At 36.2% G+C, this 20,643-nt stretch carries 19 protein-coding genes and 4 pseudogenes; 10 read left to right on the top strand and 13 right to left on the bottom strand.

Annotated features, from left to right (window positions below):
- Positions 1–300 precede the first annotated feature (300 nt).
- Together A194_RS0105510 and rnjA are read left to right on the top strand one after the other, a co-directional pair.
- Complete coding sequence (locus tag A194_RS0105510) at positions 301–495, top strand: DNA-dependent RNA polymerase subunit epsilon (protein ID WP_017185863.1); 195 nt, start codon at positions 301–303, stop codon at positions 493–495.
- A gap of 20 nt (positions 496–515) precedes the next feature.
- Positions 516–2,183 (top strand): ribonuclease J1, encoded by a 1,668-nt coding sequence (rnjA, locus tag A194_RS0105515; protein WP_017185864.1) that lies wholly within the window; start codon positions 516–518, stop codon positions 2,181–2,183.
- Positions 2,184–2,261: 78 nt separating this feature from the next.
- Here rnjA and A194_RS0105520 read toward each other — a convergent pair whose 3' ends face one another.
- The 5 genes and pseudogenes from A194_RS0105520 to A194_RS17465 all read right to left on the bottom strand — a co-directional run bounded on the left by A194_RS0105520 (position 2,262) and on the right by A194_RS17465 (position 7,916).
- Complete coding sequence (locus A194_RS0105520) at positions 2,262–2,930, bottom strand: potassium channel family protein (RefSeq protein ID WP_017185865.1); 669 nt, start codon at positions 2,928–2,930, stop codon at positions 2,262–2,264.
- 142 nt (positions 2,931–3,072) lie between these two features.
- Positions 3,073–4,896: an ABC transporter ATP-binding protein gene (locus A194_RS0105525; RefSeq protein ID WP_017185866.1), complete on the bottom strand. Its 1,824-nt coding sequence runs from the start codon at positions 4,894–4,896 to the stop codon at positions 3,073–3,075.
- 14 nt (positions 4,897–4,910) lie between these two features.
- A complete protein-coding gene (locus A194_RS0105530) occupies positions 4,911–6,662 on the bottom strand; it encodes an ABC transporter ATP-binding protein (RefSeq protein WP_017185867.1) in 1,752 nt (583 codons plus the stop codon).
- Between the two features lie 182 nt (positions 6,663–6,844).
- Positions 6,845–7,285: a TlpA family protein disulfide reductase gene (locus A194_RS0105535; RefSeq protein ID WP_017185868.1), complete on the bottom strand. Its 441-nt coding sequence runs from the start codon at positions 7,283–7,285 to the stop codon at positions 6,845–6,847.
- An 89-nt stretch (positions 7,286–7,374) separates the two neighbouring features.
- Positions 7,375–7,916, bottom strand: a pseudogene (locus A194_RS17465) (peroxiredoxin).
- 212 nt (positions 7,917–8,128) lie between these two features.
- Here A194_RS17465 and A194_RS0105545 point away from each other — a divergent pair.
- The 3 genes from A194_RS0105545 to A194_RS0105555 all read left to right on the top strand — a co-directional run bounded on the left by A194_RS0105545 (position 8,129) and on the right by A194_RS0105555 (position 10,963).
- Positions 8,129–8,953, top strand: coding sequence for a mechanosensitive ion channel family protein (locus A194_RS0105545; protein ID WP_017185869.1), 825 nt, complete (start codon positions 8,129–8,131; stop codon positions 8,951–8,953).
- A 70-nt stretch (positions 8,954–9,023) separates the two neighbouring features.
- Positions 9,024–10,358, top strand: a complete 1,335-nt coding sequence (locus A194_RS0105550; protein WP_017185870.1) for an FAD-dependent oxidoreductase — start codon at positions 9,024–9,026, stop codon at positions 10,356–10,358.
- 128 nt (positions 10,359–10,486) lie between these two features.
- The gene (locus A194_RS0105555; protein ID WP_017185871.1) at positions 10,487–10,963 is read left to right on the top strand and encodes a zinc metalloprotease; all 477 of its coding nucleotides are present in this window, start codon (positions 10,487–10,489) and stop codon (positions 10,961–10,963) included.
- 12 nt (positions 10,964–10,975) lie between these two features.
- On the opposite strand, the pseudogene A194_RS17470 reads toward A194_RS0105555, so the two are convergent.
- The 3 genes and pseudogenes from A194_RS17470 to cbpB form a co-directional block, all read right to left on the bottom strand.
- Positions 10,976–12,087, bottom strand: a pseudogene (locus A194_RS17470) (N-acetyldiaminopimelate deacetylase).
- A 92-nt stretch (positions 12,088–12,179) separates the two neighbouring features.
- A complete protein-coding gene (dapD, locus tag A194_RS0105565; protein WP_017185873.1) occupies positions 12,180–12,896 on the bottom strand; it encodes a 2,3,4,5-tetrahydropyridine-2,6-dicarboxylate N-acetyltransferase in 717 nt (238 codons plus the stop codon).
- A gap of 95 nt (positions 12,897–12,991) precedes the next feature.
- Positions 12,992–13,444: a cyclic-di-AMP-binding protein CbpB gene (cbpB, locus tag A194_RS0105570; protein ID WP_017185874.1), complete on the bottom strand. Its 453-nt coding sequence runs from the start codon at positions 13,442–13,444 to the stop codon at positions 12,992–12,994.
- A 145-nt stretch (positions 13,445–13,589) separates the two neighbouring features.
- Between cbpB and trhA the strand changes: the two genes are divergently transcribed.
- Positions 13,590–14,228 (top strand): PAQR family membrane homeostasis protein TrhA, encoded by a 639-nt coding sequence (gene trhA, locus A194_RS0105575; RefSeq protein ID WP_017185875.1) that lies wholly within the window; start codon positions 13,590–13,592, stop codon positions 14,226–14,228.
- A 17-nt stretch (positions 14,229–14,245) separates the two neighbouring features.
- Here the strand turns inward: trhA and A194_RS0105580 are convergent, their stop codons facing one another.
- Together A194_RS0105580 and fadH are read right to left on the bottom strand one after the other, a co-directional pair.
- Positions 14,246–14,848, bottom strand: coding sequence for a kinase (locus A194_RS0105580; RefSeq protein WP_029425016.1), 603 nt, complete (start codon positions 14,846–14,848; stop codon positions 14,246–14,248).
- A 38-nt stretch (positions 14,849–14,886) separates the two neighbouring features.
- On the bottom strand, positions 14,887–15,654 hold the full coding sequence (gene fadH / locus A194_RS0105585; protein WP_017185877.1) for a 2,4-dienoyl-CoA reductase: 768 nt from the start codon (positions 15,652–15,654) through the stop codon (positions 14,887–14,889).
- Between the two features lie 199 nt (positions 15,655–15,853).
- On the opposite strand from fadH, the gene A194_RS17475 reads away from it, so the two are divergent.
- Both A194_RS17475 and A194_RS21315 read left to right on the top strand, forming a co-directional pair.
- Positions 15,854–16,612, top strand: a complete 759-nt coding sequence (locus tag A194_RS17475) for a metallophosphoesterase (protein ID WP_237718743.1) — start codon at positions 15,854–15,856, stop codon at positions 16,610–16,612.
- A gap of 230 nt (positions 16,613–16,842) precedes the next feature.
- Positions 16,843–17,419: pseudogene (locus tag A194_RS21315) on the top strand (SCO family protein).
- Between the two features lie 288 nt (positions 17,420–17,707).
- On the opposite strand, the gene A194_RS0105600 reads toward A194_RS21315, so the two are convergent.
- A complete protein-coding gene (locus A194_RS0105600; protein WP_017185880.1) occupies positions 17,708–17,899 on the bottom strand; it encodes a hypothetical protein in 192 nt (63 codons plus the stop codon).
- 77 nt (positions 17,900–17,976) lie between these two features.
- Positions 17,977–18,324 carry a hypothetical protein gene (locus A194_RS0105605; RefSeq protein ID WP_017185881.1) on the bottom strand — a complete coding sequence of 116 codons (348 nt, stop codon included), beginning with the start codon at positions 18,322–18,324 and terminating at the stop codon, positions 17,977–17,979.
- Between the two features lie 76 nt (positions 18,325–18,400).
- Between A194_RS0105605 and A194_RS17485 the strand changes: the two are divergent.
- Positions 18,401–19,556: pseudogene (locus A194_RS17485) on the top strand (aminotransferase A).
- A gap of 72 nt (positions 19,557–19,628) precedes the next feature.
- On the opposite strand, the gene A194_RS0105615 reads toward A194_RS17485, so the two are convergent.
- A complete protein-coding gene (locus A194_RS0105615) occupies positions 19,629–19,817 on the bottom strand; it encodes an aspartyl-phosphate phosphatase Spo0E family protein (protein WP_017185883.1) in 189 nt (62 codons plus the stop codon).
- Positions 19,818–20,112: 295 nt separating this feature from the next.
- Between A194_RS0105615 and lepB the strand changes: the two genes are divergently transcribed.
- Positions 20,113–20,622: a signal peptidase I gene (gene lepB / locus A194_RS0105620; protein WP_017185884.1), complete on the top strand. Its 510-nt coding sequence runs from the start codon at positions 20,113–20,115 to the stop codon at positions 20,620–20,622.
- The last annotated feature ends 21 nt before the right edge of the window (positions 20,623–20,643 follow it).

A 20,643-nucleotide genomic window follows, 5' to 3' on the forward strand; every position in this document is an offset into this window, starting at 1 on the left:
AAGAAGTGGATAATAAACTAAAGAATACACACTATTCATGATAGTCTTTATGTAGTTACGTCCTCTATATCATACTGAAAGGAGATGTATGATATAATGTTAAAACGTTTACGCGAAAAGATTAAAAACCGCCTTAAAAGATTGTTAAGATCAAAACAAGGCTTAAATACTATTGATATTAATAAAGATTAACTGATCAATCAAAATACTTAATATTGTTTTATAATGCAAAATTGCATTTTATATAGCTATACGGATAGGAATGCACGTTCTAAAACATCAAAGTAAGGAGAGTAATTAATGATTTTTAAAGTATTATATCAAGAAGACATTTCAGAATCACCTGTACGTGAAGAAACAAAATCAATGTACATTGAAGCTGAAAGCAAACGTGAAGTCCGTAAAAAGCTAGCAGACCGTAATTACAATATTGAACATGTCCAAGAGCTAAGTGAGGAACATTTAGCTTACGAACAACAATCCGAAAACATATAAAGTGGAGAATTTGTAACGAGATGAAGTTTGTTAAAAACGATCAAGTTGCAATTTTTGCTTTAGGTGGTCTTGGTGAGATCGGTAAAAATACGTATGGTATTCAATTTCAAGATGAAATTATTTTAATTGATGCTGGTATTAAATTCCCTGAAGACGAATTGTTAGGAATTGATTATGTCATCCCTGACTATACGTACTTAATCCAAAACCAAGACAAAATTAAAGGGTTGTTTATTACACACGGACACGAAGACCACATTGGTGGGATTCCATATTTACTAAGAGAAATGAATATTCCAATTTACGGTGGAAAGCTAGCAATCGGATTACTTAGAAACAAGTTAGAAGAACACGGATTATTACGTGGCGCTAACTTAAATGAAATTCAAGAAGACGATGTCATTAAATTCCGCAAAACGTCAGTCACATTTTTCCGAGTGACACACAGTATTCCTGATGCGTTCGGAATCGTCGTCAAAACACCACCTGGTAACATCGTTCATACAGGAGACTTTAAGTTTGACTTTACCCCAGTTGGTGAACCAGCCAATTTATCAAAAATGGCTGAAATCGGTTCTGAAGGTGTGCTTTGCTTACTATCTGATAGTACTAATAGTGAAATCCCTGGATTCACTCTATCAGAGAGTGTTGTCGGTAAGAGTATTCAAGAAATATTCGACAACGTTGAAGGCCGAATAATTTTCGCTACATTCGCATCAAACATTTACCGTTTACAACAAGTTGTTCAATCAGCAATCCAAAATGGGCGTAAAATTGTTGTATTTGGGCGCAGTATGGAAAATGCGATTAAAATCGGTCAAAAGCTTGGTTACATTCAAGCACCGAAAGATACATTTATTGAACCGAACCAAATTAATAAAGTGCCTAGTGATGAACTCGTTATTTTATGCACTGGTTCACAAGGTGAAACATTGGCTGCATTATCAAGAATTGCAAACGGTACACACCGTCATATACAAATTCAACCAGATGATACAGTGGTCTTTTCTTCTTCACCAATCCCTGGCAACACGATTAGCATTAATCGTAATATTAATAAGCTATATCGTGCTGGAGCGAATGTTATTCACGGATCATTAAATGACATTCACACGTCAGGACACGGTGGACAAGAAGAACAGAAATTGATGCTGCGCCTAATGAAACCGAAATACTTTATGCCAATTCACGGTGAATACCGCATGTTAGCAGAACATATTAATTTAGCTGAAGACACTGGTGTATCAAGTAAAAACAGCTTTATTATGGATAATGGTGACGTGTTAGCTATTGGTAAAAATAAAGTCGGTGTAGCAGGAAAGATTCCATCCGGCTCTGTCTATGTAGACGGTAGTGGAATCGGCGATATCGGTAACATTGTCTTAAGAGATAGAAGAATTCTATCTGAAGAAGGATTAGTTATTGTCGTCGTCAGTATTGATATGAAAGAATTTAAAATCGCTTCTGGACCTGACATTATTTCAAGAGGTTTCGTCTACATGAGGGAATCTGAAGACTTGATTAAAGATGCTCAAGGATTAGTTGCTAACCATTTAGAAAAAGTAATGGAACGTAAGACGACACAATGGTCTGAGATCAAAAATGAAATTACCGATACGATCCAACCATTCTTATATGACAAAACGAAACGTAGACCAATGATTTTACCAATTATTATGGAAGTATAATCGAACAATTCCTATCCAAATAGCCGAAAACATTACCCCATAGCAATCGCTATGGGGTTTATTATCGTTATAATTTGATTAATCCTCGATGACTAATGCTTTCTCAAAACGGTGAATGTCTTTATCGGAGCCAATGACAATGATAATATCTCCTTTTTCAATAACATCATGAGCCATTGGAGATACGTTAATTTCTTTGCCACGTTTAATCGCTACAACGTTACAACCAAAACGCGCACGAATATCTAAATCGATTATTGTTTCACCGTCCATTTTATCTCCTGCTTTAACTTCTACAACACTATGCTCATCTGATAGTTCTAAGTAATCTAAAATGTTGCTTGAAATTATACTATGTGCAATTCTTCTACCCATATCACGTTCAGGGTGTACAATTTCATCTGCACCAATCTTTTCTAACACTTTTTCATGATAATCGTTTTGTGCTTTTACTGTTATTGTTGAAATGCCTAATTCCTTCACTATTAATGTAGTCAGAATACTTGCATGAACATTATCACCGATTGCAACAATAACGTGGTCAATGTTTCTAAACCCTAAATCTTTTAAGGCAATTTCATCTGTTGAATCTGCAATGACAGCATGAGAGGCAACTTCTTTAAATTCATTAACCTTCTCTTCATCATTGTCAATCGCTAATACTTCCATTCCTTCACGACTTAACTCTTTACATATGCTCCCACCAAAACGGCCAAGTCCAATTACTGCATATAAGCGCTTTCCCATCTGCCTTCCTCCAATACTACACAATCTTCAAGTAGTCTATCATATTATAACGCATTTGTAACAAATAATGGTGAAAATGTAGGCAAAGTTAAGCAATTTAAAGCCATAAACAAAAAATAGCTGGCATAAGCCAGCTATTTGTTTATAGATCATCCAACATTTGAAATTGTGATTTCACTAACCCGTAGTATTCACCTTGCTTTTCCATCAATTCATCATGATTACCTTGCTCTAAAATCTTTCCGTGTTCTAACACAATAATGTTGTCTGAATCACGGATCGTTGATAGACGGTGCGCGATAATAATCGATGTACGTCCACTTAACAATCTCTTTAAAGCCTTTTGAATCTTCACTTCTGTTTCTGTATCAATACTAGCTGTTGCTTCATCTAAAATGATAATTTTCGGATCAGCTAATAATGCACGAGCGAATGATAACAATTGACGTTCACCTGCAGATAAAATGTTACCTCTTTCTTCTACTTCTGTTTCATACCCTTCAGCTAAACGTTGAATGAAATCATCCGCTCCAACCACTTTAGCCGCTTCAATAACTTCTTCGTCAGTTGCATCAGGTCGACCGAAACGAATATTTTCCATAATTGTACCTGAGAAAATAAATGTATCTTGTAGTACTACACTAATCTTCTGACGTAAGTCATCTAGTTTCACATCACGTAGATCATGACCATCGACCTTGACAGCACCTTTAGTTGGATCATAAAAGCGATTAATTAAGTTGGCAATCGTCGTCTTACCTGAACCGGTATGACCAACTAACGCGACTGATTGACCTGGTTTCATTTCTAATGATATTTCATGCAAGGCGATTCGTTCTTCATCATAAGCAAACTGCACTTGATCGAATTCAATATGCCCTTCAATATCATCTAGAGACTTAGCATCTTCTTTTTCTTTTACATTCGGCTCTTCATCTAAAAACTCAAATATACGTTCAGATGCTGACATTGCCATTAACAGTTGGTTATACATTTGACCAAGTCTAGAGATTGGCTCCCAGAACATGTTCATAAATAAAGCAAATGTAATAAATACACCAACTGTCACATTACCATTAATGATTAGGAATGAACCAAACGCTAAAAGAATTGCAACACCAAATGCGTTACTCATTTCAACAAACGGTCTAAACATCGCACTCTTTCTTGTTGCATTCTTCCAGTTCGCATAGTTGTCAGAATTAACACCATCGAAAAACTCAGTGTTTTCCTTCTCTTGAGCGAATGACTGTGTGATTCGAATACCTTGGATGCTCTCATTTAAGTGAGAGTTTAGTCGCGATTGCTGAATTCTCACTTGTTGCCAAGAACGGCGAATGTTCTTACGTAAACGTGTTGAAATGTAGAACATAATTGGAATGATGATAACAACTGCTGCCGCTAGTTCTGGACTTAATACAAACAAAATAATGATAATCGTTGTTATTGTAATGACGTCCATGATCAAGTTAATAATTCCATTTGTAAATAGTTCTTGTAATGAGTTAATGTCATTCATAATTCTTACGATAATACTTCCAGCTGATCGATTATCGAAAAATCGATTCGATAGTCTTTGAACGTGCGAGAACAAATGTTTACGTAAGTCGTATATAACATTTTGCCCGAGCAAGTTGACATACTTTATTCGCACCATATTACCGATGTAACTTAGTCCATATAAAATGGCTATCCCCACAATTAACTGCATGAGTAGATTAGCGTCATGATTTTCTATCGCCATGTCAAATGCCACTGTACCAATTAAAATTGGCACTACAATTCTAACGACTGTCGATACTAACATCGCAATGATTGCAATCGGTAAGATCGTTTTGGCATAAGGTTTTAAATACTCTAATAGCCTCACAAGCTGTTGCCAATTAAACGGCTTATCAACGGCAACATCTTGCGTATAGTGAAATCGTTTTAAGTGAGGGCTTTCTTTCCTCGTTTCAGTAGCCATTTTGCTCCCTCCTTCTAAACATGTTGCTTTCCTAGAATTGCTTCTTTATCTTGGTACTGAATGTCATAAATACGTTGATATGGTCCATTGTTTTGTAGTAAGAAGTCATGTTTACCACGTTCGACAATCTCACCATCATCAAGTACTAAAATTTCATCTGCATGCTTAAGTGATGAAATACGGTGTGCAATGATAAACGTTGTTCTGTCATGCATCACTTCTTTTAAAGCAGATTGGATCTTAAACTCTGTTTGCATATCAACTGCACTTGTCGCATCATCAAGCACTAGGATACTCGGATTAATCAATAACGCACGTGCAATCGAAATCCTTTGTTTCTGTCCACCAGAAAGTCCCATCCCACGTTCACCTAGTAACGTGTCATAACCATTTGGCATATCCATAATAAAATCATGCGCCTGTGCACGTTTAGCAGCATCGATAATGTCATCCATAGACGCTTCTGGATTTCCGTAAGAAATATTCTCTTTAATAGTTGTTGAGAATAAGAATGGTTCTTGTAACACGAAACCGATATGTTGACGTAAATCTTTTAACGAGTACTCAGCTGTCGGCTTACCATCAATTAATACCTCACCTTTATCTGGTTGATAAAAACGTGTCATTAGTTGTGTAATACTTGATTTACCAGAACCTGTTGCTCCAATTAAACCGACGACTTTTCCTGGTGGTGCATCAAATGATATGTCTTTTAACGCTTCATCATCGTCTTCTACATATGTTAATGTCACATCGTTAAACGTCACATGCCCTTTAACACTCTCACCTTTAGGCTCGATTCGATCGTCTAATTCTAAATCTGACTCAAGAACTTCTAACAAACGCTCACCCGATGCTTTTGCCTGAGAGAACATGTTAACAACGAAACCAAAGTTCATTAGTGGCCCTAAAAACATCCAAACTAATGAAAAGAATGCCGCTAATTCACCTGGTTGTAAGCTGCCTTGCATGACGAGGTAACCACCGTACGCTAGTAGTGCAACAACCGAAACGTTACCAACAAACTCCATAAACGGCATATATTTTGCCCAAATCTTTGCTGTTTTAATATAATGCTCACGGTAATTTTCACCTTTATCTTCATAACGACCGATTTCAAAATCTTCGCGTGACAATGATTTTACTGTATTCATTCCAGAGATATTCTCTTGTACACGCGTATTCATACGACCAAATGATCGACGAATTCCTAAAAATGCAGGATGTACTCGTTTATCGAACATGTATACCGATACAGCTAAAAACGGCATTACTGCGATCGTAACTAGAGCTAAAGGTACAGAGTAATAAAGCATGACAGCTAAACTGACCGTAACCATTGAGAAGACTCTTAACAATTCAGCGAAACCAAAAGATAAGAAGAATCGAAATCCTTCTACGTCCGCTGTTAATCGGGACATTAAGTCACCTGTTTTAGCATTATCATAGTACTTAAAGGATAGACGTTGCAGTTTTTTATAAAGGTCATCACGCACATTATAGACTGTTGATATACCGAATAAGTCCCCTAAATACTGTTGAGTAAACACTGTTAAAGCTTTTATACTCATTAACAAAATAAATGCAATTACAATCATAGGTATTAATTCAAAGTTTCCAGGATAAATAACTTCATCAATTGTAAGCTGAAGTACAACTGGATATGCAGCGGTAATGACCGTTACAAATAACATCGAAATTAATGAAAGTATTAAAAACCGTTTGTAAGGCCAATAATACTTTTTCAATTTTTTAAATATGTCCAAGCTTTCTCCCTCACTTTCCGTTTAATCAAAAAATGCTGCTTTTATAAATATATCGGGATACGAAATAAATTTCCACCCTTTTTATTAAATTTTTTGAAAAAAATCTAAATTTAAATTTTCCCCTATCTTTTAAAAAAACAAAAAAGCTGACTAGTCACGGACTAATCAGCTCTTTACTACATTTATTTTCCTAATACACGGTTAACGCGTTTTGTTAACATTTTCATGCCACTTCCACCAGCTTGGAAGTGACGAAGGTTGCCTTCAGCATCAAACACATAATAAGCAGGTACATATTGATTTTCGAATACATCTGTTAGTTTGTGCTCACTGTCAACGAAGATTGGTTGTGTAATACCATGCTCTGCTGCTACTTCTTTAATCTGATCAAGATCTAAATCCTTCTCAGAACGAGGCATATGAACAGCAATTACATTTAACTCATCTGCATAATCATCTCTAAATTGGTTAACTTGTGGCATTGCTTCTTTACACATGCCACAACTGACAGACCAAAAGTGAAATAATGTTGGTTTATCGCCAACTAAATCATCACGTGTTACTTCGCCGTTAATCCATTCTGTTGCACCAGTAATCTCTGGCATTGGTGTACGTAGTTTCATTACTCTAACCTCCCATATATGTCACGAAAATAAAAAGGGCTAACACCTTACCAATGTTAGACCCCTTTTAAAATATAGCAACTTAAAACTTATAGAGTCGTTTGGCCTGGCTTCCAGTTAGCTGGGCAAAGACACCTGTTTGTAGTGCTTGTAGTACACGTAGAGTCTCGTCTACGTCACGTCCAATATCATTATGGAATACAGTAGCATACTTAAGCTCACCTTCAGGGTCAATAATGAATAGACCGCGTAGCGCGATTCCTTCTTCTTCAATTAACACACCGTATTCTTTAGAAACTTGGTGATTCGTATCAGCAGCTAATGGGTACGCTAACTGCTCAAGACCGTTGTCTTCACGGCTAGTATTAATCCAAGCTAAGTGAGTGTGGATTGTATCAGTTGAAACACCAATTACTTCAGCGTCTAAATCTTCAAACTCATCATAACGATCAGACATTGCCGTAATCTCAGTTGGGCATACGAAAGTGAAATCCATTGGATAGAAAAATAGAACTGTCCACTTATCCTCTTTCATGTTCTCTTCAAGAGAAATCTTACCAAACTCTTTATTAGCCATTACTGCATCCATTTCAAAACGTGGTGCTTGTTTACCTACCATACGTTCTGCCATATTGAATACCTCCATTTAATATGTATTTGTTTTTTTGAAAAAACCATTATAAATTATAACAAAAGCACAAGAATCGTCAACATAATTATAGAGATAACAAAATCTTGTCATACGGTATCATTATAACCATCCCCATTTGTCATTAAACATATGATTAAAACTTCTCAGCTTGTGGTATATAATAGAGAAAACTATAAAGAAGGAGCATGATTATGGATTTAATCAATTTAGACAACTTAATCGATTCAGCTATGACAATTGGTGGACAACTACTATTACTTATTATTGTATATTTGATAGTTGCTCCAATTGGTAAGAAAGCCATTAACTCAGGTATCGAGCAAATGGCAAAGAGACAAAAATTAAGCGAAGGCCGAACGAAAACGTTACAAAACTTACTAGTTAATGTATTTACATACGTTTTATTGTTCTTCTTCATCGTAACTTTTTTAGGCATTTTAGGTATTCCATTAGGACCTATCCTTGCTGGTGCTGGTATTGTTGGTCTAGCGGTTGGATTTGGTGCACAAGGATTAGTGAGCGATATCGTAACAGGATTTTTTATCTTAATAGAAAAACAGATTGACGTAGATGACTATGTAACAGCGGGTGGTCATGACGGAATTGTTGAAGAATTGGGCTTAAGAACGACAAAACTACGTGGGTTTGACGGTACATTGCATTATATTCCTAACCGTAACATCCAAGTCGTAAATAACCATACCCGCGGCAATATGCGTGCCTTAGTCGACATGAGCATTGGTTATAGTGAAAACATTGATGAGGCTATTCGTGTACTACAAAACGTTTGCGATCAGTTCACAGGTGATGAACGTCTTAAAGAAGGACCAGACGTTGTCGGAGTACAAAGCTTCGGTTCTTCAGAAGTTGTTTTACGTGTTATAGCCCAAACGGAAAAAATGGAGCAATGGGGTGTTGAACGCGATTTACGTAAAGCGATGAAAGAGGCGCTTGATGAAGTAGGAATAGAAATCCCGTTCCCACACCATGTTGTATTGAACAAAAATGAACAGTAATTTTAAATTAGAGCTCATGATTTGTCATGGGCTCTAATTTATAAGCATAAAGGTTTAGTGAGGTGTGTATATGAAATATGTCATTATTGGTGGCGATGCAGCAGGAATGAGTGCCGCCATGCAAATTAAACGTGGAGGCGACGAACATGATGAAATAGTAACGTTAGAACGAGGGGAATATTACTCTTATGGTCAATGTGGACTTCCTTATGTCTTAAGTGGACAAGTTGAATCAACGGACGATGTCATTGCTCGTCCAGTTGAAGTGTTTAGAGACAAATATGGCATCGATGCTCGTATAAATCATAAAGTGACACAACTAGACTATGAGAAAAAAACTGTAAGTGGACTTCAAACTAATACTGGAGAACCTTTTCAAGTAGAATATGATCAATTACTAATTGCCACAGGTGTAAGTCCTGTTCGACCAGACTGGGAGGGCATGAACTTAAGTGGGATCATGTCGATGAAATACATTCCAGATACTAAAGGGATTAAAAGCTACATTGACAAGTATCAACCTAAAACAATTACAATTGTCGGCGGAGGTTTTATCGGCTTAGAGCTTGCTGAAAACATTAAAGAAACAGGAATAAGCGTTCGAATTATTCAGCGTAGTAATCAACTTATGAATCCATTTGACGAAGATATGGCCGAATTAATCCATGAAGAAGCAAAACAAAAAGATGTGGAATTAGTTCTTAGTGAATCAGTCCAGTCTTTTAAAGGCCAAGAACATGTCGATACTGTTATAACAGACAAAAATGAATATGAAACAGATATGGTATTAATCAATATTGGTGTAAAACCTAATACCGACATGGTTTCAGACGACTTTCACCTTGGACCTAAAGGGGAAATCATCGTGAATGCCTATATGGAAACGAATATAAATGATGTTTATGCAGCTGGGGATTGTGCTAGTCATTATCATAGAGTCAAACAATTAAACGATTTCGTGCCTTTAGGAACAACTGCTAACAAGCAAGGTATGATTGCTGGAATGAACATGATTGGTCATAATCGAGCCTTTCAAGGCATTGTCGGGACCTCAATATTAAAGTTTTTTGAACTGGATATTGGTAGAACTGGCTTATCAGAAAAAGAAGCCATACAATTAAATATACCGTATGACACTGTTAAAGTAGAAACAAATGCAATAGCAGGTTATTACGAAAAAGGTCAACATGTAACAGTTAAAATTGTTTTTGACAAAGACTCTAAACGCCTTTTAGGTGGGCAAGTAATCGGTGTTATGGGCGTAGATAAACGGATTGATGTACTAGCAACCGCCCTTTACCACAACATGACTACCGAAGACCTTCTAAATTTAGACTTAGCTTATGCTCCACCATACAATGGTGTATGGGACCCTATACAACAAGCTGCGCGGAGAACATTATGATTAATTAACTATTTCAGTTTATAATCCGAGTTCACTTTATAAAGTGAACTCGTTTTTTTGAATATAAAGTAAATACCCTTCATACATGCTATAATTTAATAAACTTATGAATTCTAGGAGTGAAAACGATGAATTTAGTATTCTTTTTATACATCGTCCTCTTCCCTTTATGTACTCTACTCCACGAATTAGGTCATTCAATTGCTGTTACAACAATGTCAAAATCTCACGCAAAAATCTATTTAGGTAACAAAAACAAGAGCAAACTTAATTTTAAAATAGGTAGGGTTCATTTTTCCTTAAATTTGTCGCTAAATGGTTATTGTTCATGGGAAAATAGCTTAAGCAATAGACAGAAACTTTTCGCTTTAATTGGAGGTCCCCTGATGTCTTTACTTCTCGCCTTGGCTTTCGGAGGGATTTCTACGTTAACTGCTTCTAATACTTTAACAGCATTTTTGATCGGCATCATGCTCTATAACTTAATTCAATTTTTAATAACGATTATTCCTATAAGATACCCAAAATGGATCAGTGGGTATGATTCAGACGGATCCAAAATACTCCGTTTATTAAAGTCAAACAAAAAAAGTTGGCGCGTTTAGCACCAAACTTTTTTACGACTTTATCATATTCACAACTGCTTTAATACCAACTTCAATAGCATCTTCTTTCGGATTTAGCTTACTGTTATGCAATCCATGTTCTGAGTCAACACCTAACCAAAACATAAAGCCGCGTAAATCTCTTAACATATACCCGAAATCCTCACCTGTCATTGCTTCTTCAGCCTCGACGAACTCTATATTCGTATCACTTAAAGCATCTTTAAAACGTTCAACATACTCCCCGTCATTATGAACCATATAATAATTCGCACCGTAATTGACGCTCGTTTGACACTCATACCGCACTTCAATTCCACGTAAAATACGCTCGATTGATCGCTTAATTTCTGGCATTGTCTTGGCTGCAGTCGTTCGAATCGTCCTTCAACACGAGCATGTTCAGGGATGATATTTTGTACAGTACCTGCTTCCATTTTCCCTAATGTTACAACGGCATCCTCTAATGGGTTCACCATACGTCCAACGACCTGCTGTAATTGCACGTTAAAAGCACTTGCTGCCATCATCATATCTTTCGTTTCATGCGGATAGGCTGCATGACCACCCTTTCCGTGAAAATCGATAAACAATTCACTCGTATTCGCAAATAGAAGCCCTTCTTTCGATGCAACTGTTCCGACCGGTCGTTTTGGATCAACGTGTAAAGCAAAAATATAATCAATGTCATACTGCTTCATTTCGTCACTTGCAAGCATTGGTTGTGCCCCACCCGGCCCTTCTTCAGCTGGTTGAAACACAAACAATGCATTGTGCTCAATTCGCTCTTGAACAATTTGTGTTAATGAACCTAAAGCAATTGTCATATGTAAATCATGGCCACAAGCATGCATTCTTCCTTCGTGCTGTGAAACGAAATCTAAACCTGTTTCTTCAGTAATGGGTAAGCCGTCAATATCAGCACGGTAAGCAACCGTCACCTCCCCAACTGTTCCTTTTACAAAAACGAAAATACCTGTCTTCCATTTAGTGATCGTTACATGTTCTTGAGGAAGTGTTTCAATATAGTTAAGTAAGTATTGTTGTGTCTTAAATTCTTGAAAACCTAGTTCAGGAATTTGGTGTAAATCTCTTCTTACTTTAATCCAATCAGCATTTGTCATAATTTCTTCAGACCTTTCACTTTATGTATACAATTTAAAAAAAGCGGAAATCACCAATGTGACTTCCACTTTTAATTATGAACGATGACTTTTTAGTTGTCTAGTTTACGTAGTTCTTGTTTAATTTCTGTTTTATTACGTGTTTGGTCATCAATATCTTTAATCTTCTTAGCAGGTGTACCTGCTACAACTGTGTTTGGTGCAACATCTTCAGTTACGATTGAACCTGCAGCAACAACTGCTCCTTCACCTACTGTTACACCTTCTAAAATAACGGCATTGGCACCAACAACAGCTCCATCTTCTACTACAACTGGCTTAGCAGAAGGTGGCTCAATTACACCTGCAAGAACAGAACCTGCACCAATGTGGCAGTTCTTACCTACCGTTGCACGACCGCCTAATACAACGTTCATGTCGATCATTGTACCTTCGCCAACAACAGCACCAATGTTAATTGCAGCACCTAACATAATAACGGCACCGTCACCAATTTCAACTTGGTCACGAATAATCGCACCTGGCTCAATACGTGCATTAACATCTTTAAGATCTAATGTAGGAATTGCTGAATTACGACGATCATTTTCAATTACGTAATCTTCAATTGCAGCTTCATGCTTTGCTAATTCTTCTTTAACAACACTCCACTCACCAAAGATGACACCTGAGTTTCCTGTAATAAATGCTTGCACATCATCACGGAACTCAACATTCTCTAATTCACCTTTAACGTATACCTTAACTGGTGTTGATTTCTTAGCGTTTGAAATAAAGTTAATAATTTCGTTTGCATCCATTTGGTTCATCGTAAAATCCTCCATCTATGTTCTTTTTACTATTTTAATTTATCAAAGGATTCAGGCCTGTTACAAGCAATTTATTAACCTTTGATAAAAATCTTTTATTTTGATTTGTTACGTGTTCTGTAATATTCATTACGATATTCTTTTAAAAGTTGTCTTCTCGTTATAATTCCTTGCATTTGTTGGTCTTCATCCACGACACAGACAAAGTTATAATCAATTAATTCATGTAATGCCTGCTCGATGGTATCATCAATTAGTAGTGTAGGTATTTCGCGATCCATACAATCACTAACCGTTTTCTCTTCTAATTTCTCAACTTCGATTTTTTCAACACCAAACATAGCTTCTAAAATATTTGATTTGCTAATAATGCCTTCAAATTTTCCGTGGAAATCTAAGACAGGTACTGCATTATAACCAGTTTTAGTTAGGACTAATAGTGCGTGTTCTAGCGGATTACTGTTTTGTACATGTGCTACTTTTTCTGCATCGATCATCTTTTCCTGCACAAGAGTTGTCGCTAAATCAAACGCTTTTGTTTCTAGCATGTTTGTCCTCCTCATCAAACGAAACCAATTCGAAATTGTCTCGTTTCCAAGAAATATTTTAACATAAATCTTGTAAAATGGATAATGTTTAACTTCATTACAAAATGAGCTATACTTATTAAATAGAAAAGAGGGGATTGGATTTATGCCATATGAATATTCAAGAAAAGAAGAAGCTGTCAATGCGATCACACACGGTCTAGGAGCTTTACTTAGTATAGCTGGCCTTGTTGTTCTAATTGTATTTGCTTCTTTGAACGGAAGTCCATGGCAAGTTGTATCAGTAAGCATCTATGGAGCAACGATGCTTCTTATGTATTTGTCCTCAACGATTGTCCATAGTTTAAAATCGGGCAAGGCTAAAGATATCTTTTTATTTATCGATCACTCATCGATTTATCTATTTATCGCAGGAACTTACACACCAATATTATTAATTTTACTACGAGGGCCAATTGGTTGGACGTTGTTAGGTGTCGTTTGGGGCGTTGCTATTCTAGGTATTGTGTTTAAAGTCTTTTTCGTACATAGATTTATGGTCGTTTCTACTTTACTTTACATTTTCTTAGGTTGGTTTATCGTGTTCGTTTGGCGTCCACTATCTGCAGAGATGGAATTGACGGGATTAGTTTATTTAATTATTGGCGGGGTTTTATATTCTGTCGGAAGTATTTTTTACATGTGGAGAGGTTTTCCATACCACCATGCAGTCTGGCATTTGTTTGTCATAGCTGGTAGCGCGTTTCACTTTTTTGCTATCCTGTTTTATGTCGTGTTGGCTTAAGAAGGAAAATTAGAAACTTAACTTTCCTTCTTAAATTTTTTTATAATAAAATCAGCTTGTGCTTTCGGCTGTTCGACTCTTAAATAGTATTCCTCACCAGGCCAATACCTTCTTTCATTTTTAGATACTATTTCACGTTTATTGCCTATATTACGCTCTCTTTCACGAATTCTTTTATACCTAATATCTCTTGGGCAATCTAAATAAACTGTGAAATCTAAATAAGGTTTCCATTGAGCTCTTTGTAGGAATATCCCTTCAATAATACAAAAATCTTTCTGCCTAACTTGTATTTCACGATAAACATAATCGTCTTCAAGCTTATTATAAAAAGGCAAATAAAGGTTTGCTTTATTGTTAACGCGCTTAAATAATTGTTCAGTTAACAATTCTATATCCCATTGAAGGTAATAATACTCAAACCATTCTTCATGTCCTGTGTTATACCTCGATGACTTTAAACTTATATGGTCATCGAGGTGAATGCTAGACAGTTTATAACCTTGACTTTGGATGTACTTTAATAACTTCTTAGATAATGTTGTTTTCCCAGATCCACTCAGCCCATCAACGCCAATAATAAAAGGTTTTGATTTTTGATGGCTTTTATAAGTATCCAAAAAAGTTTTGGTACATCTTTCAATTGGTTCCGTGCTCATTAAAACGGATACTGATTTAGCGATTGACCACCATCTAATGTGATCACTTCACCATTTAAATATTTTGCTTTATCTGACAACATAAAGTAAGCGAGATCTCCAATTTCTTCTGGTTCACCTAAACGTTCAAGTGGTACGGATTTAATCGTTCGTTTAGCCGCTTCTTCTGACTCCCAAAGCTTATCGGCTCCACCAGTTCGATCAATCGGCCCAGGAGCAATCGCATTAGCACGAATACCGTAGCGCCTTCCCCATTCAACAGCTAATGTACGCGTCATTGCTAGTACACCTGCTTTGGCTGACGCTGAATGGATCACACCTGGTCCTGCATCCCATGCATAAGTTGCTACCATATTCAAAATTGTTCCTTTAATACCATTTTCAATCCAATATGTTCCAACAGCATGAGAACAATAATATGTACCGTTAAGGACGATATCAATGACGGATGTCCAACCATTGGGTGATAATTTTTCAGCTGGCGCAATAAAATTACCCGCCGCGTTGTTTACTAAATGATCAACACGTCCAAAATGTGTTGTGACTTCTTGTACCATTCGCTCTACATCATCTAAATTGCGAACATCCATAACAACCGTCATAACATCGCCTTTAGCATCTTGCATTATTTCATTTTTAGCTTCTATTAACTTATCTTCTTTACGACCCGTAATCGCAACTAAAGCACCTTCTTGGGCAAATTTCTTAGCCATATACTTCCCCATACCATTCGAACCACCTGTTACGATCACAACTTCATTTCTCATCTAAAACCTCTCCTTGTTTGAAAGCACTAACTGACTATTGGAATGAATGAATATTCATTCTCCTTTGTTTATTATAACGAATCATTTAATATTTTTCAAAATTTTATGTCAATATCATTTACAATTTTATGACAAGTCCAACACCGGTTCTAAACATGGTATAATGTATAGCAAGAATACATAAGGGATGGCTATCACTATGACGAGGTTTATGACAAGAAGATCATTTTTAAAAAGGGCAACAGTTGGGACTCTCGGAACGGTTGCAACAGTCTATGGTGGTTACTATTACGCACATGATGTAGAACCATTTTGGCTAAAAGTACAAAACAACGAAGTCCGCTCCCACAGAATTCCTAATTCGTTTAACAATTTTAAAATTGTTCAATTTACCGATACGCATATCGGCTTTCAATATCGAAACAAAGATTTAAAGAAGTTAGTCAATGCTATACAAAACCAGCAGCCTGACTTAATCGTGTTTACTGGAGACTTAACTGATGACCCATCACTAATATCAAGCGACAAATATAGAGAGATCATTGACCAATTAAGTCGTTTAGAAGCACCATACGGAAAGTTTTGGATTTATGGCAATCATGACCATGGTGGCTACGGAACAACGACAATCTTAAATGTTATGAATGAATCTGGGTTTAAGTTGTTAAAAAATGATACAGAACAAGTTGAAGTTGAAAATGAGTACATTAATTTATCTGGTTTAGATGATATTTTACTTGGTAACCCTAAACCTGATCAGTTAATTAATGATGAGAATGAAGGAAGCTTTAACATTTTGTTGTGCCATGAACCCGATTATGCTGATGACGTTGTTCACTTGCCTTTTGACTTACAATTATCAGGTCATAGCCACGGTGGACAAGTTCAAATCCCATTTTACGGTTATGTGGTAACACCAGCATTAGGCAAAAATACGTCGAAGGAAAACATACAATAGGAGATCGATTGCAACTTTTCACATCAAGAGGAGTTGGGACAACACGTCTTCCTTTCCGTTTTTTATGCCGCCCTGAAATCAACGTTTACAACTTAAAACAAGCCTGACTTAACCTTGTCAATAAATTGTTAAAATATGCTACACTTTCGGTCTTATTTTGAGGATTCGACATGTTACAATATGAGTTGACGAGGAAATGGAGTTGATCAAAAATGTTTAAACACCGCAAAATGATATACGGGTTAAGTTTAATCGCAATCGCAATACTTCTTGCTGGTTGTAATGGTAGCGAAGCAAGTGAAATTGACTCAGAAATTAATATTGACATTGAACATTTCGAATACACAAACCAAGATGAAGAAACAGTAACCTTAGATGACTTAGAAGGTACATACTGGGTCGCTAATTTTATATTTACAAATTGTAATACGGTTTGCCCACCGATGACATCAAATATGGCAAACCTTCAACAAGAAGCTGAAGACCAGGGCCTTGACGTACGATTTGGCAGTCTCAGTTGATCCAGAATACGATGACCCTGATACTTTAAAAACATTCGCTAATCAATTTGAGGCAGATTATTCGAATTGGGACTTTTTAACGGGATACTCGCAAAAGGAAATTGAAAGCTTTGCAGCGAGTTCATTCAAACTACTCGTTTCAAAAGTAGACGGGCATGACCAAGTCAGTCACGGTACATCATTCTTTATCGTTGACCCAAAAGGAACAGCTATTAATAACTATTCTGGAACAAGCTCTGAAGAAATGGATCAAATTATTGATGACTTAAACATCTTATTAGATTAATTACAAACAAGAATTAAGGGCAATGGGTTGGAGTGTAATGAAAAAAAGATTATTGAACACTTCACCTTTATAGTGCAGTTACTTAGCGGAATCAAAATGCGTAGACCCCTACAGGAGCAAAGGCCAGGGTGAGACCCCACAGTACGTAGCACGAGGGAGGCTCACCAGCCGCCCGTGGAAAGCGAAGCATTTTGATGGAGCGGAGCTAATAGATAAACCCGAACGAAATCATATTTGACTTCGTTCGGGTTTCATTAATTTGAAAATATGTCTTATTTCTACCGCTATTTAATCATTTCTAATAACTAAATAAACGATAAAGCCGATAAACGGAAAAAAGATGGTCCCGAATAAAACAATCATCGCATATTCATTACTTTTCCCTTTACGCTTTGCATCGCGATAAGACCACACACTTGAAACGATATTTAAAACGAACAAAATTAAGACTAGTAATAAAGCAAATATTATAAACTCCACTTCAAAACCCCCCTTATACTTGTACCATTATATGACAAACATAAGAAGGTATGAAACTATTTTTGTCGAAAATTCAATTAAGATGTCGTATTTCTGTTACGAATAAATTGTGATAAACTTTTACTGACTGAGTAGACCATCAAACATAATCCAAATCCACTGACCGCAATCAGTAAACTTAATGTTAACTCTTTCATTCCTGTAGCATTACTAACAATTGAATGATCAGTAAAATATAAGTACCCAACTATAATAATGAACATCGTTGTACTTGCAATCCAATAAGTTATCGTATATAAGCACTGCTTGCTCATCCAAAACTGGATTAACGGTTTAATTAAAAAGTATAGCGAAACCATCATAACTAAAAACAATACTATAAATAAAAGATTGCCCATGATAAAATCATATAATTGATTAAACATTCAAATCTCCTCCTACAACCATTATCAACGGTTGTAGCTTCTTTTAAACATAATAGAGAAAGCTAGGTGCAATAATATGGAACAGTACATTAACAACAACGTTAAAAATATCGAAATATCTGGTAATTCGTAAGTTTTTCAATTTAGTCTCAGGAAAAGAAGATGTCGTTTCATTAACAATTGGACAACCAGATTTTCATACACCAGAACATATTAAAGAAGCGACAAAACAAGCAATCGACGATAACCAAACAACTTATACACCGAATGCTGGTATCTTACCACTGCGCCACGCCATTCATGATGTCACAAATGAAAAGTATAGTTTGAATTATGACCCTGAAGATGAAATCATTGTGACCGTTGGAGCTTCACAAGCAATCGACGTAACATTGAGGACCATTATTAAACCCGGAGAAGAAGTTCTATTACCTGGGCCTGTTTATCCTGGTTATGAACCACTCATTAAACTTGCTGGTGGTGTTCCAGTTCATATAGACACACGTGACAACGACTTTAAAATGACAGCACAGTTAATTAAAGAAAATATAACAGACAAAACAAAATGCGTTATTTTACCATACCCATCCAACCCTACTGGGGTCACATTAACAGAAGATGAATTAGAAGAGATTGCTCAATTGTTAAAAGATCAACCAATCTTCATATTAGCTGATGAAATATATAGTGAATTGACATACAACCAACCTCACGTGTCGATTGCAAGTTTTGAAGAAATTCGTGAACAGACGATTGTCATACAAGGTGTGTCTAAATCACATTCTATGACAGGTTTTAGAATTGGTTATTTACTAGCAGACCGAAGTATTCGTAAGCATATTTTAAAAGTCCATCAATACAACGTATCCTGTCCAACTTCAATTAGTCAATATGCTGCTTTACAAGCTTTAACCGTAGGGGAAAATGATAGCGAAATAATGTGTCAATCTTATGCAAAGAGACGCGATTTCGTGCTAAAGCGCTTGAAACAGATGGGATTAGACGTTGTTGAGCCAGATGGCGCCTTTTACGTATTTCCTAAGCTTAAAGTTTCCGATCACACTTCATTCGACTTAGGTTTACGTTTAGTCGATGAGGCTGGGTTAGCACTTGTCCCAGGAGATGCATTCAGTGAATATGGCCAAGGATACATGCGCCTTTCATACGCTTATAACATGGAAGTGCTCGAAGAAGGGTTAAATCGATTAGAAGACTTTCTTTCTAAACAATAATTTAAACGCAGAAAAGCCCACTGGACCGACAGTGGGCTTTTCAAATTCTTTATAGTGTATATGCGTTATTCATTAATCAATAATTTGTTTTCGACTTTGAGGATCTAATTTTAAATATTCATTAATTAATGAATCTAACTCTTGTGATAGCCTCACTGATTCACTACTCGTATACCCTTGTTCAGATGCTACATCAATCATCTGTTTACGTAATACTTCTATTCTTCTCTCTAAATATATTAAACGCTCTTGATCTTTCAATGGACCGTTTCCTCCTCAAAAATCACCTTAACCTAATTAGAATATTTTATTGCCAAAACTCCGATATGTCAAAGGTTTAATTCAAATAAATTTAATTTGTTAAATAATTTTAATACAATGTTAACAAATTATTAAACAAGTCATTGACCTTTAACTAGTATATTTATAAAACATTTGGTATGTTGAAATTACTTTCACGAATATACTAATTATATGATAGGATATATATAACAAGCTATTCTAATAAAAGTACATATAAGTATAAAGTAAGCATATTGAGAAAGGAAGAGTTCCTTTGAAAAGAGAAATATGGGAATGGACAAAAGCGATCGTAATTGCTTTAGTCATTGCATTTATTTTACGCACTTTTGTCTTTGCAACTTCTGTTGTTGAAGGTGCCAGTATGGACCCTACTTTAGAAAGTGGAGAGCGTGTCATATTCAACAAGGCTGTATATATTATCGATGAGCCTGACCGTGGCGATATCGTCATTATTCAACACCCTCATAAAAATTATGTTAAACGTGTGATTGGATTACCAAATGAAACGCTAGAAGCACGAAATAATGTTTTATATATAGACGGAGAAGCTGTTGGTGAGGATTATCTAACCGACCACGAACTAGAGGGAACGGGCAATATCGACCCAATTGAAATCCCAGATGGACAATACTATGTCATGGGTGATAACCGTGAGATTAGTAAAGATAGCCGTAATGGTCTTGGTTTAATTGAAGGCGAAGACATAATTGGCCGTTCAGAAGTGATTATCTTTCCTTTTAGCAACATGTCGTTTACGAGATAAGTAAGAGGCTGGGACAAAATT

Origin of the sequence: Alkalibacillus haloalkaliphilus C5, assembly GCF_000269905.1 — a bacterium.
GTDB lineage: Bacteria > Bacillota > Bacilli > Bacillales > Alkalibacillaceae > Alkalibacillus > Alkalibacillus haloalkaliphilus_A.